The sequence below is a fragment of the Streptomyces sp. NPDC058662 genome (genome assembly GCF_042716255.1).
Lineage (GTDB): Bacteria > Actinomycetota > Actinomycetes > Streptomycetales > Streptomycetaceae > Streptomyces.
In genome coordinates this window covers 25920-38458 of record NZ_JBHXRU010000061.1, presented here as the reverse complement: position 1 = coordinate 38458, position 12539 = coordinate 25920, and the positions used below count along the sequence as shown (strand labels likewise).

At 73.2% G+C, this 12539-nt stretch carries 6 protein-coding genes; 1 reads left to right on the top strand and 5 read right to left on the bottom strand.

What is annotated here, in order from left to right:
• Both ACFWUQ_RS20985 and ACFWUQ_RS20980 read right to left on the bottom strand, forming a co-directional pair.
• Positions 1-1524, bottom strand: a 1524-nt coding sequence (locus tag ACFWUQ_RS20985) for a flavin monoamine oxidase family protein (protein ID WP_384540030.1), incomplete at its 3' end; no start/stop codon positions are given.
• A 376-nt stretch (positions 1525-1900) separates the two neighbouring features.
• Positions 1901-2794: an NAD(P)-dependent oxidoreductase gene (locus ACFWUQ_RS20980; protein ID WP_384540027.1), complete on the bottom strand. Its 894-nt coding sequence runs from the start codon at positions 2792-2794 to the stop codon at positions 1901-1903.
• Positions 2795-2938: 144 nt separating this feature from the next.
• On the opposite strand from ACFWUQ_RS20980, the gene ACFWUQ_RS20975 reads away from it, so the two are divergent.
• Entirely contained in the window at positions 2939-3943 is a 1005-nt protein-coding gene (locus ACFWUQ_RS20975; protein ID WP_384540025.1) for a GlxA family transcriptional regulator, read from the top strand.
• A 10-nt stretch (positions 3944-3953) separates the two neighbouring features.
• Here ACFWUQ_RS20975 and ACFWUQ_RS20970 read toward each other — a convergent pair whose 3' ends face one another.
• The 3 genes from ACFWUQ_RS20970 to ACFWUQ_RS20960 all read right to left on the bottom strand — a co-directional run bounded on the left by ACFWUQ_RS20970 (position 3954) and on the right by ACFWUQ_RS20960 (position 12499).
• On the bottom strand, positions 3954-4397 hold the full coding sequence (locus tag ACFWUQ_RS20970; protein ID WP_384540022.1) for a YybH family protein: 444 nt from the start codon (positions 4395-4397) through the stop codon (positions 3954-3956).
• 204 nt (positions 4398-4601) lie between these two features.
• Entirely contained in the window at positions 4602-5969 is a 1368-nt protein-coding gene (locus ACFWUQ_RS20965; RefSeq protein WP_384540019.1) for an FAD-dependent oxidoreductase, read from the bottom strand.
• 53 nt (positions 5970-6022) lie between these two features.
• Positions 6023-12499, bottom strand: coding sequence for a thioester reductase domain-containing protein (locus ACFWUQ_RS20960; protein WP_384540017.1), 6477 nt, complete (start codon positions 12497-12499; stop codon positions 6023-6025).
• Positions 12500-12539: the final 40 nt, after the last annotated feature.

The following is a 12539-nucleotide window of genomic DNA, read 5'->3' as shown; positions in this document are numbered from 1 at the left end:
GGAGCGGAGCGAGCGGTTGTGCCGCCGGTTGCCCGGCGGGACCGCGAATCCGGCCGCGCCCGCCGCGACGGCGGGCGCGGGGGTGTTCAGGGTGGGGGAGCCGGCGACCCGCAGACCGGACTCGATGGCGCCGTCCATGTAACCGCTCCAGCCGTCGGCGATGTCCCCGCCGGCGAACTTGACGCGGCCGAACGGGCGGTTGATGTCGCGGTGCAGGCGCGTGAGCTGGAACGGCTGGCGGAAGACGCCGACGCCCAGCGCGAACTCGTCGGTGTGCCAGTCGGTGGCGGTGTAGTCGACCAGCTCGGCGTCCGGGATGATCTGCTTCACCGCGGCGTCGACCTGGGCCCGGCTGGAGACGTCGAAGCTGTCCTTCACGCTGAACGCCACGACGTCCTGGCCCTCGTTGAGCCGGCCCATGATGCAGATCGGGTAGCCCTCCGGGGCCTCCGCGATGAAGCGGTCGGCCGGCCGGCGCAGGGTGAGCCACAGCTTCTTCTCGTGCGGCACGCCGAAGCCCTGGCCCGACGCCAGCCGGTGGGACTCGGGCAGCGGCGGGTCGAACTGGATCGTCTTCCACACGTTGACGGGCACGGCCATGATGACCTCGGCGGCCTGGTACTCCGCCCCGCTCCGGGTGGTGACGCGGGCCCGGCCGCCCTTCTGGACCACGGACGCGACCGGCGAGTTGAGCTTGAGGGTCGGCGCGGCGTCCTTGAGGATGGCCTGTACCAGGGAGATCGTGCCGGTCTGGGGGCGGAAGGTGTTCAGGCCGTGGAACTCCTCGAAGGTCCCCCCGGCCAGGGCCCACCACTGGGCGAGGTGGCTGAACGCGCCGCGCCGGCTGGACCCGCCGAACAGCGAGGTCGTGCTCGTGAGGCGGATCTCGTCCTCAGGCGCGTAGTTCAGCTGGTCGAGCCGGTCGCGCAGGGAGTACTGGTCCATGTCGCGGACCAGGGCCTCCTGGTGGAACGGTTCGTAGGGCCGGTCGAAGGCCTGCGTCGCACCGTCGAAGAACGGGGTGAACAGCTGGTTCTGGCGCTCGTACGCCTCGGTCGGGTCGTACTCCTGGAAGCCGGTCAGGGTCGGCAGGATGGCGCGGTCGACGCCGGTGTCGGCGATGATCGGGATCCGGTAGCGGTTCAGTTCCCGCCAGACGTGGGGCTGGCGGCGGTCGACCCAGGTGCCGCCGCGCTCGATCTGCTGGCCGCGGAAGGTGTCGGTCCAGGTGCGCCCGCCGATGCGGTCGCGGGCCTCCAGCAGGAGGACCCGCTTGCCCTGCGCCCGCAGTTCACGGGCGGCCGTGACACCGGCCAGGCCGGCGCCGACGACGATGACGTCGTAGTCGCGGCGTCCCTCGGCGGCGGCGGGGCCGGCGACGGCCAGGCCCGCGGCGGCGGCGAGGGTGGCGGTACCCGCCGCCTTCAGGAGCGTGCGACGCGGTAGGTGCGTCGCGGTCCCGTGTGGTGCGGAAGCCGCGTTCGCGGTCGCTGATATCGGGCCGCGATCGGTCGTACTTCTCACGATTCTCCTTGGTGTGTCGCCGGCGCGAAATACCGCGCACTTCCTTGGCCCGACGGAATGTCGAGAGGCCAATGACTTTCACCGCGTCCGAACGGGGATCGCGGTGCGGTCCGGAAAGCGCGGCCTCAACGTAGCCGAGCAACGGCGATTTCCAGTCACACCCGGGTAATTCCAGTCCCTGTGGGGAATCGGACCGGTAATCGCGCCGCGTGGGCGCCGGGGAGGGAGCAGTGAGATCTTTGTTCCGACGCGCGGGGCACAACGACGCCGCGCCGCCCCGGGGCCGGTATGAGGCCTCGGAACGGCGCGGCGCGGACGCCGCGGGGAACGGTGGGCCGTTCCCCGGCGGCGGACGTGCGGTGCGGAGCCGGTCAGGTCACGCGTTGGGCTTGCGGAACTGCTCGATCAGCGCGGCGTAGCTGCTGCCGGCGTGGCCGTCGGCCACCGCGCGGTCGGTCAGGGCCTTGAAGAAGCGCGGCAGCTCGGAGTTGATGCCGAGGGTCTCGCTCTCCTCGGCGAGGTGCTCCAGCGCCTCCTGGTGGACCGTCATGGTGGCGTCGTCGGCCGGGTACTTGCCCTCGTCGATCTGGGGCGCGTAGGCGGTGACGTACTCGGTGACCACGTTGATCATCGTGTTCGCCAGCGGGGCGAAGGTCGTGGCCTTCACCTTGGCGGTGCCGAGCAGGGCGGCGCCCTGCAGGAAGCCGTTGAGGATGCCCCACATGATGCCGAGCAGCGACATGTCGTAGAGCGCGGACAGGCCGTGGTCGCTGTCGAGGTACGTGGTGCCCGCGGCGCCGAGGCTGCCCAGGGTGGCCTCGTGGGCCTCGAAGGCCTCCTTCGGGCCGCTGTAGAGCAGGACGGCGGCGTCGGTGGCGATGTCCGGCGGGATGGCCATGATCGCACCGTCGAGGTAGACGACCTCGTGCTGCGCCGCCCAGGCGGCGGTCTCACGGGCCTGCGTGGAGGTACCGGTCGTCAGGTTGACCAGGACCTTGCCCTTGAGGGCGCCGGCCAGCGGGTCCAGGAGTCCGCGCACGGCGGTGTAGTCCGAGACGCAGACGACGACGAGCGGGCTCGCCGCGATGGCGTCCTCGACCGAACCGGCGAGGGTGGCGCCCTGGGCGACGACCGGCTCGGCCTTCGCGGCCGTGCGGTTCCACACCGTGGTGGGGTGACCGTTCTTGGTGAAAGCAGAAGCCAGGGCCTGGCCCATCAGTCCGAGACCGACGACCGTCACCGGCGCCTGGGCCGCATTGGTGTTCGTCACTACGTACTCCCGTTCAGTTCACTGTGAAATCTGGCGTCGCGGCGATGGCCGATCTGCTGTACCGGCACGATCGCACCGACCGAGTGGGCGTCGACAGTGGCAGTAGTGCCCCATGTCGAAAAATTCCTGCCATAGACTCGCGCCATGAGTCCTGGGTCTGTCGCGATAGCGATCATCAACGACACGGATATGCAGGTGTGCGAGGTCTACGAGGCGGCCATCGCCTACGCGGTGTTCGGCCATCCCCAGCCGGATCTCGCCGACCCCTGGTACGACTTGCTGCTGTGCTCCGTCTCCGAGCCCCCCGCCGCCGGGGCGCGAGGATTCTCCGTACGCACCGAGCACGGGCTGGACGAACTCGTCACCGCGGACACCGTGATCGTCCCGTCCGTCCCCGACGGGGTCGTCTCCCGCGGCGAGGCGCTCCCCGCCGCGTTCATCGACGCCCTGCGCCAGGCGGCCCGCAACGGCGCGCGCATGGTGTCCCTGTGCACAGGGGCGTTCGCGCTCGCCGAAGCCGGCCTCCTCGACGGCCGCCGGGCCACCGCGCACTGGACGAACACGGCGGACCTCGCGAAGCGCTACCCCCGGGTGGAGGTCGACGAGGCGGTGCTGTACATCGACGAGGGCGACGTCCTCACCAGCGCCGGCATGTCCGCCGGCATGGATCTCTGCCTGCACCTCGTACGACGTGATCTCGGTGCCCACGTGGCCAACCAACTGGCCCGCAGGATGGTGGTGTCGGGCCACCGTCCCGGCGGCCAGTCCCAGTTCGTGGACCTGTCCGTCCCCGTCACCGACGACGACGGCCTCGGACCCGTACTGGACTGGGCCGCCCAGCACCTCGACGAGCCGCTGACGGTCGAGGAGATGGCCAAGTACGCCGGGCTGAGCACGCGGACCTTCTTCCGCCGGCTGCAGGCCGTCACCGGGACGACCCCGCTGAAGTGGCTGCTCAACCAGCGCCTGGTCCGCGCCCAGTCCCTGCTGGAGACCACCGACCTGCCGATCGAGCGGATCAGCGAGCACAGCGGTCTGGGTACGGCGGCCAACCTGCGCCGCCACTTCACCCTGCACGTGGGCGTCACCCCCACCGACTACCGGCAGTCCTTCGGAGCCGCCGCCCCGGCGCGGCGCCGGAGCGGCTGACACGAATTCCTCAGCCCTCGGCGCCGTAGGGACCGCTGGCGCCGTAGGGGTTGTCGATGACGTAGCGCCAGTTGCCGTCCTCCCCGCGGTGCAGGACGTCGATGGCGGTGCCCTCCAGGTGCTCGGGCTTGCCCTCGGGGGACGTGGTCTCCATGGACCACTTCACGACCAGCATCGCGGTGTCCCCGTTGACGATCGACTGGAGCACCTCCGCCTCGACCGTCGGACCGTAGGACATGAAGTCCTTGACCTTGTCCCGCCGGGCCTGGCCGGCCAGCGGCCGGCCCGGGTCCCACACGCCGACCGCGTCCTCGGTGTACATGGCGTTGACCGCGTCCACGTCACCGGAGTTGAACGCCTCGCCGAACAGTTCCTGGTGCTTTTCGATGTCGCCCGCCAGATAGCGGGCGTTGGTGTCGCTGGCCATGGTGAGCCGCTCCGTTTCTTTGTCCATCGTTGGGCATCGGACCGCATTTCGGTACGTCCCACGGTACTGACCGTCCGTCATCGGACATCCATCAAGGAGTAATCGCCGCCGGTCAGCGCGGTAGAGCCGGCAATGACCGGGCTGAGACCGGAGCCGGACCGCCCGCTGGTGAAGTGGGCGGAAACCGGCCTCACATCAGCCGGAGTCCGGCTCCGCTTCGGGCTGCCTCGGTCACCGCGCCCCGTCCTGCGCGGCCGCGGCCGGATCCGACGCCGCCAGCACGGCCGCCTGGACCTCCGGCGCGGCGAGCGCGGACGGCGGATCGACCAGGAAGACGACCCGGGCGTACGCGGTCAGCAGCGAGTGGTCCCGCGTCGCCGCCTGGAGCAGGCTGTCGATGTACGCCTGCTCCTCCAGCAGCTCCTCGGTGCGCTCGCCCTCGACACCCGGGAAGGCGAGGTCCGCGCCCGTGGTCATGGACCACACGTTGTCCACGGCCCGCTCCGCGAGGTCCGCGAAGTAGGCCGCGGCGTCCGGCGCACCCGCCCGGGACACGTGGTCGCGCAGGACGGTCGCGCCCAGCGCGGCGACGGTCATGCCCTGGCCGTAGACCGGGTTGAAGCTGCACACCGCGTCGCCGAGGACGAGCAGCCCGGCGGGGAAGGAGGCCATGCGCTCGTACCGGCGGAGCAGGTTGGCCGGGAAGCGGTACGCGATCGGGTCGGCCAGCGGCTCGTGCTCCCGTACCGTCTCGTAGATGTCCGGCGCGGACAGCGACTTGAGGAAGTCGAGGAACCCCTCGGAGTCGTTGGGCGGGTAGGCGCCGAGGATGCCGTACGCCGTCACCACGGCGCGGCCCCCCTCGATCCTGGCGCAGATGGCACCGCGCGGCGTGGTCGGCGAGGCCACCACGTCGATGGAGATCTCGTCCTTCATCTGGTCGGGCGACAGCCGGAAGTACTGCGTGGCGTACCCCACGCTGATCTTCTGCTGGTCCTCCGCGAGGGCGGGGTAGCCGAGCTCCTTCAGCCATGCCGGGGTGCGCGAGCGCCGCCCGGTGGCGTCGACGACCAGGTCCGCCGCGAGGGCGCGCTCGGCGCCGTCGTGCGCCACGGTCACCCCGGTGACCTCGGCGTTGTCCTGCGAGGTCAGCAGGCCGGCTATGTCGTGCCGGTCGAGGAACGTCACGTTCGGCAGGGCGCGCACCCGGCGCCGTACGGCCTGTTCCAGGTGCGGCCGGCTCATGGAGAGCAGCAGCATGTCCGAGTGGGGCTTCGGCATGAGCTGCCCGTCCATCAGCCAGCGGACGTTGCCGGTGACGTCGCCCGCCACGGCTCCGGTGGCGATCAGCTCGTCGGTGAGGCCGGGGAGCAGCTCCTCCATGATGTGCCGGCCCCGCGCCAGCAGGGCGTGCACGTGCTGCCCCTGGGGGACGCCCCGCCGCGGGCAGTCGTGCGCGCCCGAGCAGTCGTGGTCCCCGAGGTCGTCCCGGTCCACGACCACCACGTCGGTGTACGCGTCCGCGAGGACACGGGCCGCCAGCAGCCCCGCCATGCTCGCTCCCAGCACGATCGCCCGGTTTCGATCAGCATTCGCCACGGTAGTCGTCTCTCCTTGTGTCGATCGGGCCGACTGACGCGACCCGGTGCGGCTCATCCGCCGGCCTTCGGGAAGTAGCCGCCCGTTACGAAGAAATCCACGTAGTTCTCGAACAGCTCGCGGCCGATCTCCGGGCACTCGATCCCCGTTCCGGCCAGTGCGAGCTCGGTCTCCGTCACGTCCATCGGCGGATAGGTCGCCCGGCCGTCGCCGGCCATGATGGCCTCGAAGGCGTCGAGCAGCGGGGTGAGCGCGTTGTCGCGGTCGGCCCGCACCAGCTCCCGCCACGCGTCCCACTCCAGCTCGGGCAGCTCGTACCCGAAGGCCCTCAGGTGGCCGACGAAGTCCGCGAAGGCCTGCGTCTGCTCGTTGTAGAGGTGGAAGGTCCGGTTCGCGGTCTCCTCCCGCGACGAGAGGTTCACGATCGCCCCGCTGACGTAGTCCACCGGGACCATGTGGAACACCCCGGCGAGCCGGTCCGGCACGGCGCCGGCCTGCAGCAGGCCCTTGAGGCTCAACCAGACGAAGTCCCGCGTCTGGCAGGCACCCGTGCCGCGGTCGCCGCAGACCACGTCGACCCGGTACATCGAGACGGGGATGCCCCGCTCCCGTGCGAGTTCGATGGTCTGCTCGGCCACCCACTTGCTCTGCAGGTAGCCGTTCCACAGGGATGCGGCGGGACCGGTCGGCTCGTTCGGCCCGACCGGTACGGGCTCCCCCTCGCCGGCGGGCTCGGGGAAGACACCCGTCGTCGACACGTAGTGCACGGGCACGGTCCGGTGCCGGGCCGCGAGCCGCAGCACTTCGCGCGTACCGCCCACGTTGGCCTGGCGGAGCTCGGTGTACGGGCGCAGCCAACTCACCGTCGCACCGGCGTGGTAGACCACGTCGACGCGGCGCGCCAGGTCGTCGAACCGGTTCTCGGCCAGTCCCAGCAGCGGCGCGCTGAGATCGCCGACGACCACCGAGACCCGGTCCAGGTCGACCTCGTCGATGACCTGGTACCAGGCGAGGTTCTCGCGCAGCCGGCGCGCGGCGTCGGCCTCGTCGGCCCCGCGCACCAGGCAGTGCACGCGGGCCGTGGTCGACCGCATCACGTCGCGCAGCAGGAACGCGCCGAGGAAGCCGCTGGCGCCGGTCAGCAGCACCTCGCGGGGGTCGGCGGCCACGAGGCTGACGGTGTCGGCCGCCCGCACGTCGTCGGGGAGGTGGACCTCCGCGGGGAAGTCCACCGCGGCGGGTCCCGCGGCGGCGTCCCCGGGCGTCGCGGCCAGGAGCAGGGAGCACAGGTGCTCGGTCAGCGCGGCGGGCGTCGGGTGTTCGAAGACCACCGAGGCCGACAGCCGCACACCCGTCGAGGCGCCCAACCGGTTGCGCAGTTCGACGGATATCAGGGAGTCGAAACCGAGTTCGGAGAAGAGGCGGTCGGCTTCGATCGCGCTCGCGTCGGCGTGGCCGAGGACCAGGGCGACCTCGGCGCGGACGAAGTCGAGGACCGCCTCCCGCTGCCGCTCCCCGGACAGCCCCGCCAGGCGCTGTTCCAGGGAGACGGCCTCGGCGACGCTGTCCTGCGCCACGTGGCGCCGCGTCGTGCGCGCCAGGGCGCCGAACACGAGCGGCACCTGCCCGCCCCGGGCCCGCAGCGCCGCCAGGTCGAGGGGGGAGGCCACGACGGCCGCCCGGTCGAGCCGCAGCGCGCTGTCCATCAGTCCCGGCCCCGCCTCCTCGGTGACCGGCAGCATGCCCGTGCGGGCGATGCGCTTGAGGTCCGCCTCGCCGAGCCCGCCGCCCATGCCGCCGGCGGCGGTCCACAGGCCCCAGGCGAGGGAGGTGGCCGGGAGCCCCTGCGCGGCGCGGTGCTCCGCGAGCGCGTCGAGGAAGCTGTTGGCCGCGGCGTAGTTGGCCTGGCCGGGGCCGCCCACGACACCCGCGATGGAGGAGAACAGGACGAAGGCCGACAGGTCGTGGTCCCGTGTGAGCTCGTGCAGGTTCCACGCCGCGTCCACCTTGGGACGCAGTACGGCCGCGAGCCGGTCCGGGCCCAGGACCGTGATCAGCCCGTCGTCGAGCACACCCGCGGTGTGCACGACCCCGGTGAGCGGGTGCTCGGCGGGGATGGCGGCCAGCAGTGCGGCGAGGGCCTCGCGGTCGGCGATGTCGCAGGCGGTCACCGTCACCTTGGCGCCCAGTTCGGCGAGCTCGCCGGCGAGTTCCTCCGCGCCCGGGGCCGCCGGTCCGCTGCGGCTGACGAGCAGCAGCTGGGAGACGCCGTGCGTGCGCACGAGGTGGCGGGCGAACAGCGCGCCGAGCGCGCCCGTACCGCCCGTGACCAGTACGGTGCCGCCGCGCCGCCAGGGGCCTGGCGCCGGCTCGGGATCCGGTTCGGGGGCCGCGAGCCGGGCGAGCCGGGGGACGAACACCGCGCCGGCGCGCACCGCGGCCTGCGGCTCGCCGGACGCGAGGACGGCGGGCAGCGCCGCCGCCGACGCCGGATCGTCGTCCAGGTCGACCAGCACGATCCGGCCGGGCATCTCCGACTGCGCCGAGCGCAGCAGCCCCCAGACCGGTGCGGCGACGAGATCGGACACGCCGGCGTCCCGGTCCGCGCCCCGGCCCGTGGACACCGCCCCCCGTGTCACCACGACCAGCGGGGTGTCGGCGGACCGCTCGTCCGAGGGCCAGGTCCGGGCCAGTTCCAGCGCACGCCGCGCGGCCTGGTGCGCCCGGGCCGCCACGTCGCCGCCCGGCGCGTACACGAACGGGGCGAGCAGGGCGTCGAACGCGGCGGGCGACTCCAGGGCAGCCCCCGCGTCGGCGAACCGCACCCCGGGCAGGTGGCTTTCGCCGTCGGCGCCGCTCTCCAGCACCGCCCAGGCGGCGCCCTCGCTCCGCTCCGCCACGGTGACCGGGTTCCAGGCGACCTGGAACAGGGAGTCCTGCGGACGCGACCGGGCCGAGGCGATGTCCTGCTCGTCCACCGGCCGGGTGACGGCGGCGGCGATGGACGCGACCGGCCGGCCGGACAGGTCGGTCAGGCGCACCGTCAGCGCGCCGTCGGGCTCCGGGGTGATGCGCGCCCGGACCGAGGACGCCCCCACCGCGTGCAGCCGGAATCCGCGCCAGTGCGCGACGACCCCCGACCGGCCCGCGGCGAGCACGGCGCCCTGCACCGCGGCGTCCAGCAGCGCGGGATGCAGCCCGAACCCGTCGACCGGGGTGCCCTCGGGCAGCCGGACCTCCGCGAACAGCTCGCCTTCCCGGCGCCAGAGCGCGGTCAGGCCCTCGAACGCGGGCCCGGCGGAGAAGCCGGCCGCCGCGCGGCGCTCGTACACCGGGTCCAGCGCCTCCGCGCCCGGGGGCGGCCACGCGCCGGACTCGAACGCGGCCTCGCGCCCGCCGGGGCTCAGCGCGCCGGACGCGCTCACGGTCCACGCGGGGTGCTCCTCGTCGGCTCCCGTGTGCACGGTGAACACGCGACGGCCGCTCCCGTCCGCCGCGCCGACGACGATCTGGACCTTGAGGCGCCCCCGCTCGGGCAGGACGACCGGCTGCCGCACCACCAGTTCGTCCACGACGGTGCACCCGAGCTCGTCGCCCGCCCGGACCAGCATGTCCAGCAGCGCGGACCCCGGCAGCACCGGGGCGCCGAACAGGGCGTGCCCGGCGAGCCACGGCTGGGACCGCGGCGACAGCCGGCCGGTGAAGACCATCTCGTCCCGCCCGGCCACCTCGACCGCCGACTCCAGCAGCGGGTGGTCGGCCGCCGACGCACCGCGGCCCGCCCCGCCGGCCGGGGCCGCGGACTCCACCCAGTACCGCTCGCGCTGGAACGCGTACGTGGGCAGGCTCACCGGCCGGGGCCGCGCGGGGGCGAAGAACGACCGCCAGTCGACCCGGACGCCGGCGCTCCACAGGCGGCCCAGGGCGGTGACCGCGGCCAGCGGTTCGGGCATCCCCGAGCGCACCGCGGCGACCGCCAGGACAGGCCACCGGTCGGCGACGCAGTCCTCGACCATCGCCGAGAGCACCCCGGCGGGTCCGAGCTCCAGCGTGGCGCTCACGTGCTGGTCGGCGAGGGTGCGGACCGCGTCGAGGAAGCGGACCGGCCGGCGCACCTGGTCGATCCAGTACTCCGGGGAGCGCAACTGCTCCTCGGTGGCGAGGGATCCGGTGACGGTGGACACGATGGGGACGGTCGGGGCGCTCAGCGTGACACCGCGCACGACGCGCCCGAACTCCTCCAGCATCGGCTCCATCAGGGGTGAGTGGAACGCGTGGCTGACCGACAGCCGCTTGGTCGCGCGCCCCCATCCGCGGACGGTCGCGGTGATCTCGGCGACCGCGTCCTCGTCGCCGGACACCACGGTCGAGGAGGGGCCGTTGACCGCGGCGATGCCGACGGCACCCGTACGGGCGTCGACCAGGGGCTGTACCTCCTCGGCCGTGGCGTGCAGGGCCGCCATGGCCCCTCCCGCCGGCAACGCCTGCATCAGCCTGCCCCGGGCGCTGACCACCGCCGCCGCGTCGGCGAGCGTCAGGACGCCCGCCACGTGCGCGGCGGCCAGCTCGCCGACCGAGTGGCCGACGAGGAAGTCCGGGCGCACCCCCCACGACTCGGCGAGCCGGAACAGCGCCACCTCGACCGCGAACAGCGCGGGCTGCGCGTAGCCCGTCTCGTGCAGCCGGTCCCCGGTTTCGATGACCTCCCGCAGGGGACGGTCCAGGTGCGGGTCGACCTCGGCGCACACCGCGTCGAAGGCCTCGGCGAACACCGGGAAAGCCGCCCGCAGTTCCAGGCCCATCGCCACCCGCTGGCTGCCCTGCCCGGTGAACAGGAAGCCCGACTTGCCCGTCCTGGCGACCCCGGTGGCCGCGGCGGTTCCGGGCTCGTCCAGGGCGAGGGAGCGCAGCCCCGCCAGCAGCGAGCCGGCGTCCGTGCCCACCACCGAGGCGCGGTGCTCCAGTGGGGCCCGGGTCGTCGCCAGCGCGTACGCGATGTCCCGCGCCGCGAGGTCCGGGTTCCGCTCGACGTGGGCGAGCAGGCCGCGGGCCTGGGCGCGCAGGGCGTCCGCGCTCCGGGCCGACAGGATCCACGGCAGGGCCGGCAGCTCCGCCGCGGGAGCGGCCGCCCCGGCCGCCTCCGGTTCGGCCTCGGGGGCCTGCTCCAGGATCACGTGCGCGTTCGTACCGCTCACCCCGAACGCGGAGACCGCCGCCCGGCGCGGGCGGTCCGTACGCGGCCAGGCCCGCTGCTCGGTGAGCAGCTCCACCGCTCCCGCCGACCAGTCGACCAGCGGCGTCGGCTCGTCCACGTGCAGGGTCTTGGGCAGCACGCCGTGGCGGATCGCCTGGACCATTTTGATCACGCCGCCGACGCCGGCCGCCGCGACGGAGTGCCCGATGTTGGACTTCAGCGAACCCAGCCACAGCGGGCGCTCCGGCGGGTGCGCCGCGCCGTAGGTGGCCAGCAGGGCCTGGGCCTCGATGGGGTCGCCGAGCCGGGTGCCGGTGCCGTGTGCCTCGACCGCGTCCACGTCGGACGCGTCCAGCCGGGCCTCGGCGAGGGCCTGGCGGATCACCCGTTCCTGGGACGGGCCGTTGGGTGCGGTGAGCCCGTTGGACGCGCCGTCCTGGTTGACGGCCGACGCCCGCAGCACGGCGAGGACGCGGTGCCCGTTCTTCACGGCGTCGGACAGCCGCTCGATCAGCAGCAGGCCCACGCCCTCGGACCAGCTGGTGCCGTCGGCCGCGCCGGCGAAGGACTTGCACCGGCCGTCGGTGGCCAGACCGCGCTGCCGGGAGAAGTCGACGAACCCGCCGGGCGTGCCGCTGATCGTCACGCCGCCAGCGAGGGCCAGGCTCGACTCGCCCCTGCGCACGGACTGCGCCGCGAGGTGCAGGGCGACCAGGGACGACGAGCACGCCGTGTCGACCGTGATCGCGGGACCCTCGAAGCCGAACGCGTACGAGACGCGGCCGGACACCACGCTGCTGAGCTTGCCCGTCATCAGGTAGCCCTCCAGCTCGGCGGGCCCCTGGAGTCCGAGGTACGTCTGGTCCACGGCGCCGACGAAGACGCCGACCCGGGCGGCCTGGAGCGACGTCGGGTCGATGCCCGCCTGCTCGAAGGTCTCCCAGGCGGATTCGAGCACGACCCGCTGCTGGGGGTCCATCGAGACGGCTTCGCGCGGGGAGATCCCGAAGAAGCCGGCGTCGAACTCCGCCGCCCCGTCGAGGAAGCCGCCCTCGCGGGTGTACGAGGTGCCGGGCGTGTCCGGGTCGGCGTCGTACAGGCCGTCCAGGTCCCAGCCGCGGTCGGTGGGGAACTCGGAGATGCCGTCGCGGCCGTCGGTGACCAACTGCCACAGGTCGTCGGGCGAGGACACCCCGCCGGGATAGCGGCAGGCCATCCCGACGATGGCGACGGGCTCCTCTCTCCCGGACTCCAGCTCCGCGATGCGGTGGCGGGCCTTCTGGAGGTCGGCCGTGACCCATTTCAGGTAGTCGGCCAGCTTCTTCTCATCTGCCATGGGGCGACTCATATCCTTCTCGTGGCGGCAGTGCGGGACA

What these genes read in the sequence shown, in the direction of transcription:
- ACFWUQ_RS20975 (WP_384540025.1), top strand. Translation starts at nt 2,939, where the DNA reads ATGAGTCCTGGGTCTGTCGCGATAGCGATCATCAACGACACGGATATG.
- ACFWUQ_RS20970 (WP_384540022.1), bottom strand. Translation starts at nt 4,397, where the DNA reads ATGGACAAAGAAACGGAGCGGCTCACCATGGCCAGCGACACCAACGCC.
- ACFWUQ_RS20960 (WP_384540017.1), bottom strand. Translation starts at nt 12,499, where the DNA reads ATGGCAGATGAGAAGAAGCTGGCCGACTACCTGAAATGGGTCACGGCC.